The sequence below is a fragment of the Zoogloea sp. GW822-FHT05C07 genome, assembly GCF_058800215.1.
The window spans coordinates 4,420,849-4,440,252 of the sequence record NZ_CM179510.1; the positions used below are offsets into that span (position 1 = coordinate 4,420,849).

21 protein-coding genes and 2 tRNA genes are annotated in these 19,404 nt (G+C 58.8%); 21 read left to right on the plus strand and 2 right to left on the minus strand.

Going from position 1 to position 19,404, the window contains the following annotated elements; all coding sequences use genetic code 11:
* The first annotated feature begins 6 nt into the window (after window positions 1–6).
* The 12 genes from AC3QL2_RS20360 to AC3QL2_RS20415 all read left to right on the plus strand — a co-directional run bounded on the left by AC3QL2_RS20360 (window position 7) and on the right by AC3QL2_RS20415 (window position 10,885).
* Window positions 7–1,359, plus strand: coding sequence for a phenylacetate--CoA ligase family protein (locus AC3QL2_RS20360; protein WP_493232880.1), 1,353 nt, complete (start codon window positions 7–9; stop codon window positions 1,357–1,359).
* Window positions 1,360–1,413: 54 nt separating this feature from the next.
* On the plus strand, window positions 1,414–2,676 hold the full coding sequence (locus AC3QL2_RS20365; RefSeq protein WP_493232879.1) for a putative O-glycosylation ligase, exosortase A system-associated: 1,263 nt from the start codon (window positions 1,414–1,416) through the stop codon (window positions 2,674–2,676).
* Window positions 2,677–2,741: 65 nt separating this feature from the next.
* The gene (locus AC3QL2_RS20370; protein ID WP_493232877.1) at window positions 2,742–3,737 is read left to right on the plus strand and encodes a polysaccharide deacetylase family protein; all 996 of its coding nucleotides are present in this window, start codon (window positions 2,742–2,744) and stop codon (window positions 3,735–3,737) included.
* Between the two features lie 60 nt (window positions 3,738–3,797).
* Complete coding sequence (locus AC3QL2_RS20375) at window positions 3,798–4,544, plus strand: tetratricopeptide repeat protein (protein ID WP_493240292.1); 747 nt, start codon at window positions 3,798–3,800, stop codon at window positions 4,542–4,544.
* Between the two features lie 44 nt (window positions 4,545–4,588).
* Window positions 4,589–6,046 carry a polysaccharide lyase gene (locus AC3QL2_RS20380; RefSeq protein WP_493232875.1) on the plus strand — a complete coding sequence of 486 codons (1,458 nt, stop codon included), beginning with the start codon at window positions 4,589–4,591 and terminating at the stop codon, window positions 6,044–6,046.
* A 157-nt stretch (window positions 6,047–6,203) separates the two neighbouring features.
* Window positions 6,204–7,379 carry an aspartate aminotransferase family protein gene (locus AC3QL2_RS20385; RefSeq protein WP_493232874.1) on the plus strand — a complete coding sequence of 392 codons (1,176 nt, stop codon included), beginning with the start codon at window positions 6,204–6,206 and terminating at the stop codon, window positions 7,377–7,379.
* Window positions 7,380–7,394: 15 nt separating this feature from the next.
* Window positions 7,395–8,327 (plus strand): ornithine carbamoyltransferase, encoded by a 933-nt coding sequence (gene argF / locus AC3QL2_RS20390; protein WP_493232873.1) that lies wholly within the window; start codon window positions 7,395–7,397, stop codon window positions 8,325–8,327.
* A 50-nt stretch (window positions 8,328–8,377) separates the two neighbouring features.
* Window positions 8,378–9,607: an argininosuccinate synthase gene (locus AC3QL2_RS20395; RefSeq protein ID WP_493232872.1), complete on the plus strand. Its 1,230-nt coding sequence runs from the start codon at window positions 8,378–8,380 to the stop codon at window positions 9,605–9,607.
* A 9-nt stretch (window positions 9,608–9,616) separates the two neighbouring features.
* Complete coding sequence (locus tag AC3QL2_RS20400) at window positions 9,617–9,850, plus strand: DUF2788 domain-containing protein (RefSeq protein ID WP_493232871.1); 234 nt, start codon at window positions 9,617–9,619, stop codon at window positions 9,848–9,850.
* Between the two features lie 18 nt (window positions 9,851–9,868).
* Window positions 9,869–10,192: a pyrimidine/purine nucleoside phosphorylase gene (ppnP, locus tag AC3QL2_RS20405; protein ID WP_493232870.1), complete on the plus strand. Its 324-nt coding sequence runs from the start codon at window positions 9,869–9,871 to the stop codon at window positions 10,190–10,192.
* 15 nt (window positions 10,193–10,207) lie between these two features.
* Entirely contained in the window at window positions 10,208–10,693 is a 486-nt protein-coding gene (locus tag AC3QL2_RS20410; protein ID WP_481114742.1) for a YajQ family cyclic di-GMP-binding protein, read from the plus strand.
* Window positions 10,694–10,696: 3 nt separating this feature from the next.
* Complete coding sequence (locus AC3QL2_RS20415; protein ID WP_493232869.1) at window positions 10,697–10,885, plus strand: YjfB family protein; 189 nt, start codon at window positions 10,697–10,699, stop codon at window positions 10,883–10,885.
* Window positions 10,886–10,941: 56 nt separating this feature from the next.
* On the opposite strand, the gene AC3QL2_RS20420 is transcribed toward AC3QL2_RS20415, so the two are convergent.
* Entirely contained in the window at window positions 10,942–11,664 is a 723-nt protein-coding gene (locus AC3QL2_RS20420) for a type 1 glutamine amidotransferase (protein ID WP_493232868.1), read from the minus strand.
* Between AC3QL2_RS20420 and AC3QL2_RS20425 the strand changes: the two genes are divergently transcribed.
* The 9 genes from AC3QL2_RS20425 (at window position 11,663) to AC3QL2_RS20465 (ending at window position 18,539) form a co-directional block, all read left to right on the plus strand.
* On the plus strand, window positions 11,663–12,319 hold the full coding sequence (locus AC3QL2_RS20425) for a retropepsin-like aspartic protease family protein (RefSeq protein WP_493232866.1): 657 nt from the start codon (window positions 11,663–11,665) through the stop codon (window positions 12,317–12,319). The genes AC3QL2_RS20420 and AC3QL2_RS20425 overlap by 2 nt on opposite strands.
* On the plus strand, window positions 12,319–12,936 hold the full coding sequence (locus AC3QL2_RS20430) for a CoA pyrophosphatase (RefSeq protein WP_493232865.1): 618 nt from the start codon (window positions 12,319–12,321) through the stop codon (window positions 12,934–12,936). Before AC3QL2_RS20425 ends, AC3QL2_RS20430 begins: the two co-directional genes overlap by 1 nt.
* A gap of 93 nt (window positions 12,937–13,029) precedes the next feature.
* Entirely contained in the window at window positions 13,030–13,959 is a 930-nt protein-coding gene (locus AC3QL2_RS20435; protein ID WP_493232864.1) for a CobD/CbiB family protein, read from the plus strand.
* Window positions 13,960–13,987: 28 nt separating this feature from the next.
* Window positions 13,988–15,172, plus strand: coding sequence for an acetyl-CoA C-acyltransferase family protein (locus AC3QL2_RS20440; protein ID WP_493232863.1), 1,185 nt, complete (start codon window positions 13,988–13,990; stop codon window positions 15,170–15,172).
* Between the two features lie 140 nt (window positions 15,173–15,312).
* Window positions 15,313–15,591 carry a 30S ribosomal protein S20 gene (rpsT, locus tag AC3QL2_RS20445; RefSeq protein WP_493232862.1) on the plus strand — a complete coding sequence of 93 codons (279 nt, stop codon included), beginning with the start codon at window positions 15,313–15,315 and terminating at the stop codon, window positions 15,589–15,591.
* 270 nt (window positions 15,592–15,861) lie between these two features.
* Window positions 15,862–16,134, plus strand: coding sequence for an HU family DNA-binding protein (locus tag AC3QL2_RS20450; protein ID WP_079433439.1), 273 nt, complete (start codon window positions 15,862–15,864; stop codon window positions 16,132–16,134).
* Window positions 16,135–16,167: 33 nt separating this feature from the next.
* Window positions 16,168–16,243 (plus strand) — tRNA-Val (locus AC3QL2_RS20455).
* A 25-nt stretch (window positions 16,244–16,268) separates the two neighbouring features.
* Window positions 16,269–16,345 (plus strand) — tRNA-Asp (locus AC3QL2_RS20460).
* A 286-nt stretch (window positions 16,346–16,631) separates the two neighbouring features.
* Window positions 16,632–18,539 (plus strand): SurA N-terminal domain-containing protein, encoded by a 1,908-nt coding sequence (locus AC3QL2_RS20465; protein ID WP_493232861.1) that lies wholly within the window; start codon window positions 16,632–16,634, stop codon window positions 18,537–18,539.
* A gap of 70 nt (window positions 18,540–18,609) precedes the next feature.
* On the opposite strand, the gene fabI is transcribed toward AC3QL2_RS20465, so the two are convergent.
* On the minus strand, window positions 18,610–19,401 hold the full coding sequence (gene fabI, locus AC3QL2_RS20470) for an enoyl-ACP reductase FabI (RefSeq protein ID WP_493232860.1): 792 nt from the start codon (window positions 19,399–19,401) through the stop codon (window positions 18,610–18,612).
* Between the last annotated feature and the right edge of the window lie 3 nt (window positions 19,402–19,404).

Here is a 19,404-nt window from a genome sequence, read left to right on the forward strand (position 1 = left end):
CAGAAAATGGGTTCCATCTATACCAGTATCGCCTCCGGTGCGATCTTTCCGTTGCACGAGCGCCTGAAGTCCCACGATTCGGTCGGGCGCCGGCAGGATCTCGAGAAGACCCAGTACCTGCCGCTGGAACGGATCCTGGCCCTGCGCAACGAGCGCCTGAAGCGTTTCCTGATCGACATAGGAACGCACGTCCCTTATTACCGTGACGTGTTCCGTGCGCAGGGGTTCGATCCGGCAAGCTGCAACGGCCTGGAGGACCTGCAGCGTCTTCCTTTCCTCACCAAGGCACTCATCCGTGAGAACGTGGATGGGCTGCGGGCTGATGACGCTGGGCCGGTGAGCCGCTACAACACGGGGGGATCGAGTGGCGAGCCGCTGATCTTCTACATCGGCAAGGCGCGCAAGAGCCATGATGTGGCGGCCAAGTGGCGCGCCACCCGCTGGTGGGGGGTGGATATCGGCGACCCGGAAATCGTGCTGTGGGGCTCGCCCATCGAACTGGGTGCCCAGGACCGTGTAAAGGCGCTGCGCGATCGGCTCCTGCGTTCATGGCTGTTGCCGGCCTTCGAAATGTCGGACGACAAAGTTCGGGCCATGCTTGCGCAGATCAGGGAGATCAGGCCGAAGATGTTGTTCGGTTATCCGTCGGCGCTGGCTCATCTGGCTGAGAAGGCGCGCCTGTGGCAGATGCCCATGGACGATCTCGGCATCAAGGTCGCCTTTGTCACGTCCGAAATGCTGTACGAGCATCAGAAGCAGTCTATCAGCGAGATCTTTGGCTGCCCGGTCGCCAATGGATATGGCGCCCGTGACGCCGGTTTCATCGCCCATCAATGTTCCCATGGCAGTCTGCATATTTCGGCCGAGGACATCATCGTCGAGACGATTGCCCCCGATGGCAGTCCGGTGCCTCCTGGTGTACCGGGAGAGATCGTAGTGACCCATACCGCCACGCGGGATTTTCCGTTCGTGCGCTACCGGACGGGGGATGTGGGAATCCTGAGCGGCACAGCCTGCACGTGCGGTATCAAGCTGCCGGTACTGGCCGAGGTGCAGGGGCGTACGACGGACTTCGTCATCGGCGCCGATGGCACGGTCATCCATGCGCTGGCGCTGATCTATACGGTTCGCGACCTGCCCGGCGTGGAGCGCTTCAAGATCGTCCAGCACAGCGTGGACCACACGGAGGTTCTCGTCGTGGCTGACGAGCGTTTCGGGGAGGTTGAGCGTCAGCGTATCCGCAACGATTTCGCTGCGCGCCTGGGGGCGTCGGTGCGTGTCGAGATCACCCCGGTCGCCGAGATTCCGCCCGAAAAATCCGGCAAGACACGCTATGTCGTCAGTCATGTGAAGCGTTAAGCTGTCCGAGCATGCCGTTCATCCCTTTGCAAGATTCATGGAGAGCCTGACCCGTTGCGTGATATAGCCATTCTCTTCAGTGTGCTCTACCTGGTCCCGGCGATTCTGATCAAGCCTTATCGCGGCCCGTTGGCGTGGGCCTGGGTCAGCATGATGAGTCCCCAGCGGATGGCTTGGGGCTTTGCATATTATTTGCCAGTGGCCCAGATCCTTGGCATCACGACCCTCCTTGCGTTTGCCTTCAGTCAGGATAGAAAGCCTGTGCCTTGGTGTGGGCCGACAAAGTTTCTCTTGTATTTTTATGTCTGTTGTTCCTTGACGACCTTATGGGCCTTGAATCAAACAGGCGAAGCATTTGCAATGTGGGTCAAGGTCACGAAGATCCAGCTGATGCTGTGGGTCACGATGGTGATGCTGGTCGGCGAAAAGCAGATCCGCACCCTGATCTGGGTCATCGCATTGTCGATCGGGTTCTATGGGATCAAAGGCGGGATTTTCACCGTATTGTCGGGGGGGGGGCAACGCGTATGGGGGCCAGCCGGTAGCTTCATCGAGGGGAATAACGAACTCGCTCTGGCTCTCGTGGTCATCATGCCCCTGATGTACTTCCTGTATGCGACGACTGAAAACAAGTGGGGACGCAGGGCGCTGCTGGTATCGCTGATCCTGATTGCCTTCTCAGTGCTGGGCTCCCAGTCCCGCGGCGCGTTGCTGGCCATCGGCACCATGGCGGCTGTACTGGGGCTGCGTAGTTCCCGTCCAGTACTGTCGTCGTTGACAATTCTGTCGATCGGCCTTGCATTGGTTGCCTTCATGCCGGAAAACTGGTCGGATCGAATGCATACGATCACCACCCATGAAGATCATTCGGCACAAAGTCGTCTGTACACATGGCAGATGATCCTGAACCTCGTTGCACATCGTCCTTGGGGAGCAGGCTACGATTTCTGGACCTATGATGTCTGGTCGTTGTATGCGGTTACCGAATGGAAGTTACCCTATTCACCCCATAGCATCTATTTCCAGGCTTTGGGAGAGCAGGGCGTGATCGGGTTTATCCTGTATTTGGGGATCGGTGTTTCATCCTGGCGCCTTGCCTCGAAGCTGATTACGGAGGCGGGGGGGCGTCCCGAATACAGGTGGCTTACAGTCCTGATGCAGTCAATTCAGGTTTCCCTGATCAGCTTTGCTGTCGGTGGCGCCTTCCTAGGCTTGGTCAATTTTGACGTTCCCTATTACTTGGCCGCCATCGTTGCTGTGATCTGGCGGGACTGCCGACCAAGGCCGCTTGCGCCGTTGAAAAAGTCCGTTGTTTGAAATGCTGATCGTCAGCCCTGTTATTGTTTTTGATGGAGTTTGTGGGGTTTCGGAGGCGTGGCTGAGTGACCGTTCATAATTTTCGATTGATGCTTAACGGCTTGGAGTCCTTGGTCGGGACGCGCTGCAGCCGTTTTGGTGTGTTGATCTTTCATCGTGTGCTGCCCGAGCCAGACCCTTTGCAGCCAGACGAAATATGTGCGGATCAGTTCGACGAACTGATCGGAGTGCTGGTCAAGTATTTCAATGTGCTGCGTGTCGACGAGGCGCTTGAGCTTTGGCGCTCCGGGCGGCTACCGCCCCGGTCGCTGGTGATCACATTTGACGATGGATATGCAGACAATTTTACCGTTGCTTATCCGATCTTGCGCAAGCATGGCGTGCAGGCGGTTTTCTTTGTAGCCAGTGGATATCTCGATGGCGGCATCATGTTCAACGATGTCGTTATTGAGGCTGTGCGTCGTACGCCTGCTGCAAGTCTGGATCTGAACTGGCTTGGGGCGGGTGTGCATGAACTGCAAAGCGTGTCACAACGTCGTGCGTTGATTCATGAGTTGCTGGGTCGGGTCAAATACCTCTCCTTGAACGGGAGGCAGGAAGCTTTGGAGCGTTTCCTGCAGGAAGCGCATGTAACGCGCCCCACTGACCTGATGATGACTTCGAAGCAATTGCAGGCCTTGTTCGCCGGTGGCATGACTATTGGCGGACACACCATGAATCATCCGATTCTCGCGGTGCTGGATGATGACGCGGCCTGGCATGAAATCGCTTCCAATCGGCAGCATTTGACTGATTTGCTGGGCGTATGCCCGCGCTTCTTTGCCTATCCAAATGGCAAGCCCGGCGCCGACTATACGGCGCAGAGTGTTCGTCTGGTGGAGAAGGCGGGCTATGAGGCTGCTTTTACGACGACTTGGGGCTCCGTTGGCCGGGAGAGTGGTGCGTATGAATTGCCTCGATTTACTCCTTGGGATAAAGGACGGGCGAGGTTTTGTGTTCGCTTGGCTCTTAATTTCCTGAGGGTTGATGTGGATCAGTTGGCCGTTCCGGTACCTTCTTGATGAAATCGAAACCCGATCCATCCAATTGGCGAGGTATTCATGTATAGGTCTGCATTCAGATTGATGGTTTCCGTGGGGTCGAAGAGTGTGCTGGCGCGCGCCATGTCGGGGCTCGCGCTCATGGCGGCTGCGGGCGCCGTGCACTCGGTTGAGCAGGCGTGTGTTCCGGAGAGTATTCGGTCTCCCACTGCGCATGATTATCGGGTGGCGCCACCGGATGTGCTGAGACGCGTCGAGACCTTCCATTTCGGTCCAGGTGTCGAGTCTCTTACCAAGGGCAACAGTACGGTGGTTTTTGGTGCTGACCTCGCCTTTGCCTTGAAGTACTTTCCAAATCATCCTCGCGTCCTTGCAACCTTGGTTCGACTCGCGAAGCGGGAAAAAACCGATCGACCGCGTGGTGTAGGTGCGTCGGTTGGGTGCTATTTCGAGTCAGCGCTGCAGATTGCGCCGGACGATGGCATGGTTGAATTGCTGTACGGAGTATGGCTGACGGAGACTTCTGATCAGAAGGGCGCTCCCGGGCATCTGCAGAGGGCGCGGGAATTGGCTCCGCCGGGGAATGCTAATTACCAGTACAACCTGGGGTTGGGCTGGTTCGCCGTGGGGCGCTATGAGGAGGCGCTGGAGGCGGCGCATGTGGCCTATGGTCTCGGGTATCCGCTGCCTGGCCTGCGCATGAAACTGGAGAGGGCCGGAAAGTGGCGTCCGCTGCCGCCGGCGGCGCCCGGCGAGGCTACGCTCGAAAAGACATCGGACAAGGTGGAAGACAAGAGGGCTGTACCACCTTCAGAGGAAAAGCAGTGACGTGTGAATGGGCGCGCAGCACCTGGGCTGTGGTGCTGTTGTCCATGTTGGTCCATATCAATGCCAATGCCCAGGGGGCCGATGTCTTGTTTGATGGGCCGGATGGTGTGACATGCCATGCCTTCAACCGGGGCGCTGGGGGAGAATGGACGCGCAAAGGGGGGGATTGGCAGGACGCCTCCCATCAACTGTTCGGTGCCCGCCCTTACGCGACGACGCTTGTTCCGGCCAACTACCGGGGGCGTGCGATACAAATGGATCTCACGGCCCTGGTCAAGGACTGGCTGCGTGGCAAGGCAGATGCCTCGAAAGGCGTCATGATTGCGAGTGTAAAGGGGCAGGGTGTCCTCGATATTCCGAGCCGGGAGAGCCCGGATATGGCCTCCCGTCCAATTATCATCATTGAATTCTCCGATCGTTCGAGCGATATTGCTTTCCCAGCAGCAGACGCCTACCTGGACTGCTCCACGGAAAAAGGGCTCGGACGCGAAACTCGGCTCAAGATTGGTGGGGAGTACAACGGTGTGCTGTCCTTTTCCCTGCCGCCGGCGGCCAGGGAAAAGAAAATTGAGAAGGTGACGCTGACCTTCACGCTGACGAAACAATATGGTGGAGAAATGACACTCGGTGTCTTTGCCGTGAGCCCACCTGTCAGTCCTGACTCGATGCCGCGTCCTGGCTTGGCTGCGAAATATGCGGATGAGGAATCGCTAGCCAGAGATCCTGCCGTTTATTTCGCCACCGGTTTCGAGAGTACGGCCTGGGCTGCGGAGTGGTCTTTCTTCGATCCGCGTGCGTCGACGTCCCGTATCAGCGAAGATCCGGAGGAGGGGTTTGCCCCGCTTCAGGCGCATGCATTGAAGGTCCGTTTTAAGAAAGGCGTCAATCTTGGGGTGGATTTGCGTTATAGCTTCCGCGGCAAGCAGGGTTTTGAGCCGGAGGAAGCGTATTTCCGGTATTACCTGCGCCTCGGCAACAACTGGTCTCCCGATGTGGATGGCGGCAAGCTGCCCGGTTTTGCGGGCACCTACGGCAAGGCCGGGTGGGGAATGCGGCGGAGTGCGGGGGATGATGGCTGGTCGCTGCGCGGCGCCTTTTCCGTCATGCCGGGTGCAGAGAATCCGCTGGCCGGCACGACCCCGATAGGTACGTACGCCTATCACGCGGACATGACTGCGCCTTCCGGTGATCTTTTCAAGTGGAACCTGGGGCGTCTCGCCGCCTTGCAGCGAAATCGCTGGTACTGTATCGAGCAGTACATGAAGTTGAATACTCCGAGGCAGAAGGATGGCGTGCTGCGTGCCTGGGTTGACGGGCGTCTGGTATTCGAGAGCAAGGATCTGAAGCTGCGCAACGTTCCCGAGTTGAAGATCGAGACCGTCTGGTTCAACGTCTATCATGGTGGCGTAACGCCTCCACCGCGGGATATGGATATGTACATCGACAACGTTGTCATCGCCAAGGCGTATATCGGCCCAATGAGGCAGCAGGTGGCAAGGTGATGGCAGGTCTCGAGTGCGCTGTACAGTCCGGTGGTTGTCCAGTAGAATCCCGTAGCGGTTTTTTATTCAACGGCGGCGAAAGTCGCCGTTTCGCCTTTTTGGCGCGGATGTGGCGAACCGTATCTGCGCCGGGCGAAAATTGAAACAAGGTTGCTTCATGTCTCACCTGATGAACACGTACGGACGGCTTCCGGTGGCATTCAGCCACGGAGAGGGGGCTTGGTTGTTTGATGTTTCCGGCAAGCGCTACCTTGATGCCCTGTCCGGAATTGCCGTATCGACGCTTGGACACAACCATCCCCGCCTGGTGAGCGCAATTGCCGAGCAGGCATCGCGCGTCATCCATACCTCGAATCTGTACCAGATCCCGCTGCAGGCGGCCTTGTCCGACAAGCTTGCCGAGTTGTCCGGCATGGATGAGGTGTTCTTCTGCAACTCGGGCTGCGAGGCCAATGAGGCTGCCATCAAGCTTGCACGTCTGTATGGGCACAAGCGCGGGATTGCCGAGCCGGTCATCGTCGTCATGGATGACTCCTTTCATGGCCGCACCCTTGCCACGCTGTCGGCCACCGGCAACAAGAAGGTGCAGGTTGGCTTCGGGCCGCTGGTGGGCGGTTTCCTCCGGGTTCCGTTCGACGATCTGGCGGCAGTTGAGCGCATTGTCGAAGGGCGCTCCGACGTTGTCGGCATCCTGCTCGAGCCGGTCCAGGGCGAGGGCGGCATCCACGTGGCCCAGCAGGCCTACCTGAAGGCCCTGCGCAAGCTGTGCGACGAGCGAGAGTTCTTGCTGATGTTCGACGAAGTGCAGTGCGGCGTCGGACGGACCGGGAAATGGTTTGGCCACCAGAACGCCGATGTGAGGCCCGACGTGATGTCCCTAGCGAAAGGGCTGGGCTCAGGTGTGCCGATCGGTGCCTGCCTGGCGGCCGGCCGGGCGACAGGTGTTTTCCAGCCGGGCAACCATGGTTCGACCTTCGGTGGCAATCCGCTGGCCTGCGCGGCGGCGATGACCACCCTGAATGTGATCGAGGAGGATGGCCTCCTTGCAAATGCAGAGCGGATCGGACAGACCATCCGTGATGGTCTGGCTGAGGCCCTCAAGGATGTTCCCGGCGTGCTCGACATCCGGGGGAGTGGCCTCATGATCGGTATCGAGCTCGATCGTCCCTGCGGTGCTTTGGTGGGGCAGGCTCTTGAAGCGGGTTATCTGATCAATGTCACCGCCGACAAGGTTGTGCGTTTACTGCCGTCGTTGAATTTCAACGAACGGGAGGCGGCGGCGTTGGTGGAAGGATTGGTGCCGCTCATCAAGAGATTTCTAGCAGCACAATAACGAAGAACGAGTGCCATGAACGCACCGAGACATTACTTACAGTTCAACGACTTTTCCCGCGCCGAATACGATTATCTTTTTTCCCGCACTCGCTGGATCAAGGAGCGTTTCAAGCGTTACGAGCCTCATCATCCGCTGTTCGACAGAACGCTGGTGATGATCTTCGAAAAGGCCAGCACGCGGACGCGGCTGTCCTTTGAGGCCGGGATGCAGCAGCTCGGCGGATCGGCGATCTACCTGAACACGCGGGATTCCCAGCTGGGGCGCGGTGAGCCGGTGGAGGATGCGGCGCAGGTGATTTCGCGCATGAGCGATATCGTCATGATTCGCACCTTCGAGCAATCCATCATCGAGCGTTTCGCGGAGTATTCGCGTGTGCCGGTGATCAACGGGCTGACCAACGAATACCATCCCTGCCAGATCCTGGCCGACATCTACACCTTCATCGAGCATCGTGGTTCGATCAAGGGCAAGACGGTGGCCTGGGTCGGGGATTCGAACAACGTCTGCAACACCTGGTTGCAGGCGGCTGAAGTGCTGGATTTCCATGTCCATGTGTCCACGCCGCCGGGGTATGAAGTCGAACCCGAGCGGGCCGGTTTGTATGGCACGGATCACTACGCGCACTTCGACGACCCGATGGACGCCTGCCGTGGTGCCGATCTGGTGACTACGGACGTGTGGACGAGCATGGGTTTCGAAGCGGAGAACGAAGAGCGGATGCGCGACTTCGCCGACTGGCAGGTGGACGAGGACATGATGAAGGTGGCCAATCCGGGCGCCCTGTTCATGCATTGCCTCCCGGCCCATCGTGGCGAGGAGGTATCTGCGGAGGTCATCGACGGACCCCAGTCCGTCGTCTGGGATGAGGCGGAAAATCGTCTGCATGTGCAGAAGGCCTTGATGGAATACCTCCTGATCGGAAAGATCGAAGGTGACTGCGCGTAGCGTGGTTGGAAGCGGTTAAGACTCAATTACTCATATTCGGAAAGCGGGACATGAGCGACGTAAAGAAGGTTGTGCTTGCCTACTCGGGCGGGCTGGATACATCGGTAATCCTCAAGTGGCTGCAGGACACCTACCAGTGCGAAGTGGTCACCTTCACGGCTGACCTCGGTCAGGGTGAGGAGCTTGAGCCGGCGCGTGCGAAGGCGCTGCAATTCGGCATCAAGCCCGAGAACATCTTCATCGACGATCTGCGCGAAGAGTTCGTGCGCGACTTCGTGTTCCCGATGTTCCGCTGCAATGCGATCTACGAAGGCGAATACCTGCTCGGCACCTCGATCGCGCGTCCGCTGATCGCCAAGCGCCAGATCGAGATCGCTCGCGAGACCGGCGCCGATGCGGTTTCCCACGGTGCTACCGGCAAGGGTAACGACCAGGTGCGTTTTGAACTGGGCTATTACGCGCTGATGCCGAACGTGAAGGTCATCGCGCCGTGGCGTGAATGGGACCTGCTGTCCCGCGAAAAGCTGCTGGCTTATGCCGAAAAGAACGGCATCCCCATCGAGATGAAGCACAAGCAGGGCGGCTCCCCGTATTCGATGGACGCCAACCTGCTGCACATCTCCTTCGAAGGCCGCCACCTCGAGAATCCGGCCGCCGAGGCCGAGGAGTCCATGTGGCGCTGGACCGTGTCGCCGGAGGAAGCTCCCGACGCTGCCGAGTATGTGGATCTCGAGTTCGAAAATGGTGACATGGTTGCCATCAACGGCACCCGTATGAAGGCGCACGAACTGCTCGCCAAGCTCAACGAACTGGGCGGCAAGCATGGCATCGGTCGTCTGGATCTGGTTGAAAACCGCTATGTGGGCATGAAGTCCCGTGGCTGCTACGAGACCCCGGGCGGAACCATCCTGCTGCGCGCTCACCGCGCCATCGAGTCCATCACCCTTGACCGCGAAGTGGCCCACCTCAAGGACGATCTGCTGGCCCGCTACGCCAGCCTGATCTACACCGGCTACTGGTGGAGTCCGGAACGTCAGGCCATGCAGGCGCTGATCGACCACACTCAGCAGACCGTCAACGGTTGGGTTCGCATCAAGCTCTACAAGGGTAATGTGATCGTCGTCGCTCGCGACTCCAAGACGGATTCCCTGTTCGATCCGACGATCGCGACCTTCGAGGATGACCAGGGCGCCTACAACCAGAAGGATGCCCACGGTTTCATCCGCCTCAATGCGCTGCGCATGCGGATCGCTGCCAACGCCAAGGCGAAGCGGGGCTAATAGACCGAAATGGACCCTAGTGCCCCACTGATATTCGGTCTAACCGTAGCCGAGTTCGAGGATATTTCCCTCAAGGTGTGTGTAGGCGGCTTGATTGCCTACATGATTTTCATCATCGGCCATCTTGCCTGGGAGTCGAAGGCGGGAAAATACGGTGCGATCTGGATGTTCGTGGGGCTTGGTGTGGGTTTCATTGGCTTCATGGCCAAGGGCATCATCCAGAAGCTGTTAGGCATTGAATAAATTTGTGAAGGTAGAGATATGACTCAGTCCGCTCAGTTCGATGGCGTTTCCGTCGTCAAGAAGGCAAATGTTTATTTTGACGGCAAGTGCGTCAGCCACACGGTCATCTTTGCCGATGGCAGCAAGAAGACCGTCGGCGTGATCCTGCCGGCCAGCCTGACCTTCAACACCGGTGAGCCGGAAGTGATGGAAACGGTGGCCGGTTCCTGCCGCTATCGCCTCAAGGGTGAGACCGAATGGAAGGTGTCCGCGGCTGGCGAGAGCTTCAATGTGCCCGGCAATTCCAGCTTCGACATCGAAGTGAGCGGCGAGGCCTATCACTACGTCTGTTACTTCGGCTGATCGGGAGGCGCGTCCATGCCATCTTTCGACATTACGTCCGAGGTCGACATGGTTGCCCTGAAGAATGCTGTCGAGGGGGCGAACCGCAAGATCTCCGGCCGCTACGACTTCAAGGGTACGGACGCCCGCGTCGAGCAACAGGAGAAGCTCCTGGTCCTGCACGGCGACAGCAATTTCCAGCTGGAGCAGATGCTGGCGATCCTGTTGCCCGAGATGACGGCGAAGAAGATCGACGTGCGCTGCCTCAAGCACGGTGATATCCAGAAGGTTGGCGGCAACAAGGTCAAGCAGGAGCTCACTGTCCGGGTCGGTATCGAGCAGGAGCAGTCCAAGAAGATCGTCAAGTTGCTCAAGGACAGCAAGCTCAAGGTCCAGGCCAGCATTCAGGGTGAGGCTGTCCGTGTCAGCGGGGCGAAGCGGGATGTCCTGCAGGAATGTATTACCCTGGTCCGCAAGGATGTGACGGATTATCCTCTACAGTACGGTAACTTCCGGGACTGAACGATGAGCATCTCCGCACTGGCGTCCACGTCGCAGGTGCAGGCGCAGGATACGACCTCCATCCTCATGCTTCGCAAGGCGCTCGACATGCAGCAGCAGAGTGCGGCGCAATTGCTGGAGGCGGTTCCGAAGCCTACAGCGGCTGCCGATCCTACTGCCACGGTAGGGCGAACGATCAATACGTTTGCGTGAGACGCAATGAATAAAAAAACCGGCTTCAGGCCGGTTTTTTATTTGTCTGAACCTCTTCAGGCGACCGTCTCCAGCCCCTTGATCCAGCGTGAGTACAGCTGCTCGGCGGCGTGATTCAAGGCCGCCAGGCGGTGGTCAAGGTTTTCAGCCATTTGCTCGGGCGTCTGGACCGTCGTGGAGGAGAGGTTGGCGGCGATCTCTTTGGCGCCGCTCTCACACCAGTTCTGGATCATCTCGGCTGTCATCTCCACGTGGCATTGCATGCCCAGGTGCTTGTCTCCCACCACGTAGGCCTGGTTGGGGCAGGCCGCGCTTGAGAGGATGCGAGTGCCGCCTGGCGGGATCGAGAAAGTCTCCCCGTGCCAGTGGAAGCTCTCGAACTGCTGCAAGTCGCCCAACCAGCGGGATGCCTGCGGTCCGACGACGGCGCTTACCAGGCCCCAGCCGATCTCCTTGACCGGATTGCGGGTAACGACCCCGCCCAGCGCCTTGCTGATCAATTGCCCTCCCAGGCAGTGGCCGATCACCGGGCGGTCAGCGTCGATCATGCTCCGGATGAATTCGAGTAGCGGAGGGATCCACGGCAGATCGTCATTCACGCTCATGGGGCCGCCCATCAGGCAGAGGCCGGAGAACTCATCCGTCTGTGATGGTGTTGGCGCAACATCACCAGCATCAATGCGGAACAGTTGCCATGGGACGGAGCGGCGCTCCAGGAATGTGGCAAAATGACCTGGCCCTTCCGTCCTGCTATGTCGAATGATTGCTACCGGTTTCATGAAGACTCTCTCGATTGATCGTTGGCTGCAGTGTAGCGGCGTGCTCTTGGCCTGCCTAGCGATCCCCGCGGAGGCGACCGAAGTCGCATTGGCTGGTGTCTTTCCCGGCAAGGTGCTGGTGGTTGTCAATGGCGGGGCCCCGCGTGCGCTGTCTGTCGGGGCCACGACGCAGGAAGGGGTCAGGGTCATTGCGGTGGATGCCGATGGCGCAGTGGTCGAGGTGGATGGCCGTCGGCAGCGCCTGGTCGTGGGGCAGCAGGCCTTGAACCTGGGCGGTGATGGGCGACGTGCCTCGGTGACGGTTCAGGCCGACAGCAGGGGGCAGTTTCATGTGCCGGGCGCTGTCAATGGCTCCGCCATCCGTTTTGTGGTCGATACGGGGGCAACCTATGTATCCTTGGGCCGTGGGGACGCTTCGAGGGCGGGTATCGATGTCAGTAAGGCTGAACCCGTCATGATGCAAACAGCCAACGGTGTCGCGCAGGCCTGGAAGGTTAAGCTGGATTCGGTGCGTGTCGGCGATGTCGTCCTGCGTAACGTGGACGGCGTCGTGCAGGGGGCTGACATGCCTTTTGCGCTGCTCGGCATGAGTTTTCTCAGTCGCATGGAGATGCGGCACGACGGCCCCAGTCTCCAGTTGCGGCAACGTTATTGATGACGGTTTCTGTGATGATGGCTCCCGATCTGTCTAAAATTGCTTCTGTCGAGTGGCTGCGGGCCTGCTTTGCAGAAGGCTCCGTGCGGGACGTGTCGGTAAAGGAGAGTGGAGCGGAGGGAGCATTGACTCCGGCTGCGGTGCTCGTGCCCATCATCCTGCGCGAGGGGGAGCCGACGGTCTTGCTGACCCGTCGCACGGACCATCTTCACCACCACCCGGGCCAGGTCAGCTTTCCTGGTGGCCGTGTCGAGGCGCACGATACCTCTCCGCTCGACACGGCGCTGCGGGAGACCGAGGAGGAAATCGGCCTCGTCCGCGAAAAGGTCGAGTTGCTTGGATGCCTGCCTCAGTATCGGACCGGGACGGGCTTCGACGTCACTCCAGTGGTGGGGCTCGTGAGTCCTCCGCTGGACTTGGTGCTGGATGCGTTTGAAGTTGCCGAGGCCTTCGAGGTCCCGCTTTCATTCCTGCTGGATGATGCAAACCATCGCCTGCATTCGACGGAGGTACGTGGGGTCCGCCGTGAATACTACGCGATGCCTTATGGCGACTACTTCATTTGGGGGGCTACCGCGGGAATGCTCGTCAGTCTTCACCGTTTCCTGTTCCGATGAGCCTCCTCCGTTTGTGTTGTGTCCGTTTGGTGGTATCTTGAGGCCATATCTTATAGGCTCGAACCATGAGGGCCCATCAAAGCCCCCCGCCGCATGACCTTGTTTTCGCTGATTGCCGCCTTGCTCCTGGAGCAACTTCGTCCGCTCCCCGTTGAGCGTTTCGTAAAAGCCCCCTTAGGCGTTTTTGCCCGTTTTCTCGAGGACCGTTTCAACGACGGCGAGGCGCGCCATGGCGCCGTTGCATGGTGGGTAGCGATCATCATCGCCTGCTTCAGTTCGGCGCTGATTTATTTCGTGCTCTGGCATGTCCATCCGGTGCTGGCCTTTGCATTCAATGTGCTGGTGCTCTACCTGACGATGGGGTTCCGTCAGGTCAGCCACTTCTTCACGGATATTCAGTTGGCGCTGCGCATGGGAGAGCTTCCCCAGGCGAGGCGGCTGATCACCGAGTGGCGAGGGCGGAGCCACGACGGTGCGAGCTCTAGTGAAGTGGCAAGGCTGGCTATCGAAGAAGCCCTGGTCGCGTCGCACCGTAATGTCTTTGCGGTAGCCTTCTGGTTCATCCTGATGCCTGGACCGAGTGGTGCTGTCTTTTATCGACTTGCGCACTTCTTCTACGAAACATGGGGAAACCGGGAGCAGTCCGACGAGTTCGGCGACTTCGGAGACTTCTCTCGCAAGATTTTCGCTATTCTTGACTGGCTGCCGGTACGGTTGACGGCGATCGCCTTTTCGATCGTCGGCGATTTCGAGGATGGCGTGTATTGTTGGCGAGCCCAGGCTTCACAGTGGAAAGACAAGGCTTCCGGTATCCTCCTCGCGAGCGGTGGAGGAGCCCTGGGAGTACGTCTGGGTATGCCGATACATGAATCCGGAGATGTGTTGGAGCGTCCGGAAATGGGGGTCGGAGATGAAGCTGACGCCGATTTCATGCAAAGTACTATCGGCCTGATCTGGCGTACGCTGGTGCTACTGTGTCTTGTGCTGGCGCTGTTGGGCGTTGCAGGATGGGTTGGTAATTAACCGTAGTAATTCTGAGGAGGGAGTTCACATGGCTAATCGTGAAGTGGTGGTTTTGAGCGCAGTACGTTCTGCTATCGGCGCCTTCGGGGGCGCGCTGGCGGAATTCGATTCGAGCGATTTGGCCGGTATCGTGATGAAGGAGTCGGTTGTCCGTTCGGGTGTGGATCCCCAGCTGATCAACTACGTCACCGTGGGCAACTGTATGCCTACTGATTCCCGTTACGCCTACGTGCCCCGCGTGGCCTCCATCCAGGCCGGGCTGCCGATGGAGTCGGTCGCCATGCAGGTCGGCCGTCTGTGCTCCTCCGGTCTGCAGGGGATCGTCACGACGGCCCAGAACATCCTGCTCGGCGATGCCGATTATGGTGTTGGCGGCGGCGTCGAGGTAATGTCCAAGGCGGCTTACCTGATGCCGGCACTGCGTTCTGGGGCGCGCATGGGTGACACCAAGGCGATCGACAGCATGGTTGCGGTCCTGACCGACCCGTTCGGCGTTGGCCACATGGGTATCACCGCCGAGAACCTGGCTGCCAAGCACGGCATCACTCGTGAAGAGCAGGACGCGTTTGCCGTCGAGTCCCAGCGCCGTGCTGCGCTGGCCATCGACGAAGGCCGCTTCAAGTCCCAGATCGTCCCGATCGTCAAGCAAACCCGCAAGGGCGAAATCGTATTCGATACTGACGAGCATCTGAAGCGCGGGACGACGATGGAGTCCCTGGGCAAGATGAAGCCGGCATTCAAGAAGGACGGTACCGTGACTGCCGGCAACGCGTCGGGCATCAACGACGGCGCGGCCTTCTTTGTGCTGGCTGATGGCTCCACGGCTGTCAACGCGGGCTACAAGCCGATCGCGCGCCTCGTGTCCTATGCGGTTGCCGGTGTGCCCAACGACGTTATGGGCGAAGGTCCGATCCCGGCCTCGCGTCTGGCGCTCAAGAAGGCCGGCCTGTCCCTGGACCAGATGGATGTCATCGAGTCGAACGAAGCGTTCGCCGCGCAAGCCCTGGCGGTCTCGAAGGTTCTTGGTCTGGACCCGGCGAAGACGAACCCGAACGGTGGGGCGATCGCTCTGGGCCACCCGGTCGGGTGCTCCGGCGCCTTCATCGCAACCAAGGCTCTGTACGAACTTGAGCGTGTCGGTGGCCGCTATGCGCTGGTGACCATGTGTATCGGTGGCGGGCAGGGTATCGCAACGATCTTCGAGCGCATCTGAGTTCCTAAGTAGTTCAAATGCCCCGCACGCTCGCGTGCGGGGCATTTTCATTTTGGGAAGATCTCAAAAGGCCTTGCAAGAAGAACATGCTTGCCATTAAAATCCCGCCTTTAATGCATTTATTTTAGGATTACTCAAAGATGGCCAACTCGGCACAAGCCCGTAAGCGCGCCCGTCAAGCAGTCAAGGCCCGCGCCCTCAACATGAGCCTGCGTTCGCGTCTGCGCACCGCTATCAAGGCTGTTCGCAAGGCAGTCGTGGCTGGTGACAAGCAAGTGGCTCAGCAAGTTTTTGTGGTTTCTCAGCGCACCATCGACAGCATCGCTGACAAGAAGATCATCCACAAGAACAAGGCCGCCCGCCACAAGAGCCGCCTGTCTGCTTCCATCAAGTCGATGGGTGCGGTTGCCGCCGCTTAAGCGCATCGATCGATGTGCAGCATGATCCACTAGGATCACGCGTTGCAGCGCAAGCTATGTATGCAAAAGACCGCGTTTTCGCGGTCTTTTGCATTTCTGCTGCGGGTGTTGAGTATGGCTGATGGTGTCTTCATGGCACCTGTCTTGACATCCTGATTTTTAGCGCGTTATATAGAATCAATCTCTGTGCGCATCAGCGGTCTCGCAATATTGCGCCAGCATTTGTCGTCGGGGTTTCCTGTCTGTTTGTTTAATAACGAGGGGGCTTGTATGAACAAATCCGAACTGATCGACCAAATCGCTGTTGGTGCCGATATTTCAAAAGCTGCTGCGGGACGAGCGTTGGATGCTGCAATTGGCGCAGTTAAGCAAACGCTAAAGAAGGGTGGAACGGTAACATTGGTGGGTTTTGGAACCTTCCACGTGGGAGAGCGTGCCGCGAGAAGTGGCCGGAATCCGCGGACCGGTGCTGCTATCAAGATCGGGTCGGCAAAAATTCCTAAATTTAGGCCTGGCAAAGCGCTAAAAGATGCACTACAATGATCAGCTCTTGATTTCGAGAAGTCTTCGATAGTCGGGTGCTTAGCTCAGTTGGTAGAGCGTCGCCCTTACAAGGCGAATGTCGGCGGTTCGACCCCGTCAGCACCCACCAGCTAATCGATGCATGAAATCAATTTGGAGTGGTAGTTCAGTTGGTTAGAATACCGGCCTGTCACGCCGGGGGTCGCGGGTTCGAGTCCCGTCCACTCCGCCAAGAAATGCAAAATGCAAAAAGCAAAAAGGCCACTTTAAGTGGCCTTTTTGCTTTTTGCCGTTTGGCGGGTTCCAGGCCTTGTTCCGTAACATGCCTGCATGTAGACTCGTTCGCTCATGAAGGCCTTGTGGAGCCTTCGGATGAGCAGACCCGATTGCGTTGTGCAGTGCCTGTTCCAACGCTGATCGATGGATGTCTGGTAGAAGGGCGAACAAAAAGGTTCGCCTTTTTTGTATTTTCCCCGCCAAGAAGCACTTGCCCGTAGCTGTAACTAAGGATCTCCCGCATGTTCGATGCAGTACGCAACAACAAGAAAATTGTTCAAGTTTTTTTGCTCTTGATCACCCTTCCATTCGCTTTCTGGGGCGTCGATTCGTACGTCCGGAACATGAGCGGTGGTGATGAACTGGCGAAAGTCGGGGGCAGTGCCATCGGACAGGCAGAGTTTCAGCAGGCTCTTCGCGAGCAGCAGGAGCGCTTGCGGGCCAAATTGGGCGCAAATTTCAACCCGGCGATGATGGAAACCGCAGAGGCGCGTCGGGCGGTCCTGGAAAATCTGGTGAACCAGCGCCTGTTGGCCCTGGATCTGGCCAAGAAGCATGTGACTGTCTCCGATAAGCGACTCCGGGACACGATAGCGGCAATTCCGGCCTTCCAGGAGAATGGTCAGTTTTCGTTGTCTCGTTACGAGGCTGCCCTGCAGGCCCAGGGCATGAGCCAGGCGGTTTTCGAGGCGCGGCTGCGTCAGGATCTGGCGCTGCAGCAGGTGATTGGTGTCGTGGCGGAAGGGGTGATGGTTTCACGCAAGTCTGCGGAAGGCGTGTATTCGGTCCAGCAGGAGGAGCGCCAGGTCAGTGAGGTGCATCTTGGTGCGGATCAGTACACGGCCTCGGTCAAGTTGGGTGAGGACGCGGTGCGCAAGTTCTATGACGCGAACCGCAAGCAATTTGAATTGCCCGCCCAACTGCGCGCGGAGTACCTCGTCCTGAATCGGGATGAGCTGATGTCCCAGATCACGGTGAGCGATGCGGATGCGCGCAAGGAATATGACGCCCATCCGGAACGTTTCCGTCAGGGTGAGGAGCGGCGTGCGAGCCATATTCTCATTCAGGCGGACAAGGCTGCTGGTGAGGCAGTTCTGAAGACCGCCAAGGAGAAGGCGGAGGCCCTGCTGAAGCAGCTCAAGGCGAGTCCTGCTGACTTTGCCAAGTTGGCCAAGGAGAACTCCCAGGATCCCGGCTCTGCGGACAAGGGTGGAGATCTCGGCTTCTTTGCCCGCGGAGCGATGGTCAAGCCCTTTGAGGATGCAGCTTTCGGGCTCGCCAAGGAAGGGGATTTGTCGGGCGTCGTGCAGTCTGATTTCGGTTTCCACATCATCCGCCTCACCGGCGTGAAGGCGGAAAAGGTGCGTGCCTTCGATGATGTGAAGGCAGAGATTGTCACCGAGTTGAAGCGTACGGAAGCGGCGAAGAAGTTTGCGGAACTCGTCGATGGCTTCAGTAACACGGTCTATGAGCAGGCTGACAGCCTCAAACCTGCTGCGGACAAGTTCAAGCTGCAGATTCGTACGAGCGACTGGATGGCCAAGGACGGCAAGATGCTGGCTCCCTTTGACAATCCAAAGCTCGCGGCGGCCCTCTTTGCCGACGATAGCGTCAAGAACAAGCGGAATACGGAAGCGGTGGACGTAGGGGGCGGGACCATGGTTGCGGCTCGCGTGCTCGATTTCAAGCCGTCGTCCCTTCGTCCCTTGGACGATGTGAAGGCCGACATCAACAAGATGCTCGTGAACGAGGAGGCCGGCAAGCTGGCGGAGACCGATGGCGAGGCCAAGCTCGCCAAGTTGGTCAAGGGCGAGTCCGTCGAGCTCGGTTGGGGCGCTTCCCATGCGTTGCAGCGGGGCGCGCAAGGTTTGCCGCCTGATGCGGTGCGCGCAGTCTTCCGCGCGCCGGTCGACAAGCTGCCAAGCTATGTCGGGGCAAAGCTGCCGGGTGCGGGTTATGCGTTGTTCCGCGTCGAAAAGGTCAGCCGTCCGACAATTGCTGAGAGCGACCCCAGGTTGGAAGCACTGCGTCAGCAATACGGCCAGATTCTGGCCGAGCAGGACTTTTCCGCTTATGTCGCGGCTTTGCGCAAGCGTTACGACGTAAAGATCAATGCCGCGGCACTGGAGCCCACCAAAGAAAAGCAGTAAGAGAGAATCCGGCCTAGAAAAGAAAAAAGCCCTTGTTTTCAAGGGCTTTTTCTATTTCTCGTAGTGGATATCAGCCTTGGTCGGGATTACCGAGGGCCGTGGTATTGAAGCCGCCATCCACGTACATGATCTCGCCGGTGATGCCGCTGGCCAGATCGGAACACAGGAACGCAGCGGCATTGCCAACTTCGTCGATGGTCACGTTGCGGCGCAGCGGTGCGTTGCGCTCGTTGAAGGCCAGCAGCTTGCCAAAACTACCAATGCCGGAAGCGGCCAGGGTCTTGATGGGGCCCGCCGAAATGGCGTTAACGCGCGTGCCCTCGGGCCCCATGCTGACGGCCATGTAGCGAACGGCAGCCTCGAGGCTGGCCTTGGCGAGGCCCATGATGTTGTAGTTGGGCATGGTGCGCACGGCGCCCAGGTAGGACAGGGTGAGCAGCGACCCATTGCGGCCCTTCATCATCGGCCGGGCTGCCTTGGCGAGGGCAGGGAAGCTGTAGGCACTGACTTCCTGGGAGATCCGGAAGGCCTCGCGGCTGGCGTTGTCCAGGAAATCGCCCTCAAGGGCTTCGCTGGGTGCGAAGGCGATGGAGTGGACGAGGCCGTCCAGGCCATCCCATTGCGCGCCGAGTTCGGCGAACAGCTTGGCAATTTCGTCGTCGTTCTGCACATCGCAGGGATAAACCAGTGAGCTGCCAAACTCGGCGGCCATCTTGGAAACCCGCTCGATGAAGCGTTCGTTCTGATAGGTAAACGCAAGTTCGGCACCTTCCCGGTGCATGGCCTTGGCGATTCCGTAGGAAATCGAGCGGTTGGACAGCAATCCGGTGATGAGAATGCGTTTGCCGGCGAGAAAGCCCATGTA

Bases quoted from the DNA above. Each gene is read 5' to 3' on its own strand.
- AC3QL2_RS20395 (WP_493232872.1), top strand. From the start codon at position 8,378: ATGAGCGACGTAAAGAAGGTTGTGCTTGCCTACTCGGGCGGGCTGGAT.
- AC3QL2_RS20415 (WP_493232869.1), top strand. From the start codon at position 10,697: ATGAGCATCTCCGCACTGGCGTCCACGTCGCAGGTGCAGGCGCAGGAT.
- AC3QL2_RS20410 (WP_481114742.1), top strand. From the start codon at position 10,208: ATGCCATCTTTCGACATTACGTCCGAGGTCGACATGGTTGCCCTGAAG.
- ppnP (WP_493232870.1), top strand. From the start codon at position 9,869: ATGACTCAGTCCGCTCAGTTCGATGGCGTTTCCGTCGTCAAGAAGGCA.
- AC3QL2_RS20380 (WP_493232875.1), top strand. From the start codon at position 4,589: ATGTTGGTCCATATCAATGCCAATGCCCAGGGGGCCGATGTCTTGTTT.
- argF (WP_493232873.1), top strand. From the start codon at position 7,395: ATGAACGCACCGAGACATTACTTACAGTTCAACGACTTTTCCCGCGCC.
- AC3QL2_RS20420 (WP_493232868.1), bottom strand. From the start codon at position 11,664: ATGAAACCGGTAGCAATCATTCGACATAGCAGGACGGAAGGGCCAGGT.
- rpsT (WP_493232862.1), top strand. From the start codon at position 15,313: ATGGCCAACTCGGCACAAGCCCGTAAGCGCGCCCGTCAAGCAGTCAAG.
- AC3QL2_RS20450 (WP_079433439.1), top strand. From the start codon at position 15,862: ATGAACAAATCCGAACTGATCGACCAAATCGCTGTTGGTGCCGATATT.
- AC3QL2_RS20430 (WP_493232865.1), top strand. From the start codon at position 12,319: ATGACGGTTTCTGTGATGATGGCTCCCGATCTGTCTAAAATTGCTTCT.
- AC3QL2_RS20465 (WP_493232861.1), top strand. From the start codon at position 16,632: ATGTTCGATGCAGTACGCAACAACAAGAAAATTGTTCAAGTTTTTTTG.
- AC3QL2_RS20400 (WP_493232871.1), top strand. From the start codon at position 9,617: ATGGACCCTAGTGCCCCACTGATATTCGGTCTAACCGTAGCCGAGTTC.
- AC3QL2_RS20435 (WP_493232864.1), top strand. From the start codon at position 13,030: ATGACCTTGTTTTCGCTGATTGCCGCCTTGCTCCTGGAGCAACTTCGT.
- AC3QL2_RS20425 (WP_493232866.1), top strand. From the start codon at position 11,663: ATGAAGACTCTCTCGATTGATCGTTGGCTGCAGTGTAGCGGCGTGCTC.
- fabI (WP_493232860.1), bottom strand. From the start codon at position 19,401: ATGGGCTTTCTCGCCGGCAAACGCATTCTCATCACCGGATTGCTGTCC.
- AC3QL2_RS20385 (WP_493232874.1), top strand. From the start codon at position 6,204: ATGTCTCACCTGATGAACACGTACGGACGGCTTCCGGTGGCATTCAGC.
- AC3QL2_RS20360 (WP_493232880.1), top strand. From the start codon at position 7: ATGGGTTCCATCTATACCAGTATCGCCTCCGGTGCGATCTTTCCGTTG.
- AC3QL2_RS20440 (WP_493232863.1), top strand. From the start codon at position 13,988: ATGGCTAATCGTGAAGTGGTGGTTTTGAGCGCAGTACGTTCTGCTATC.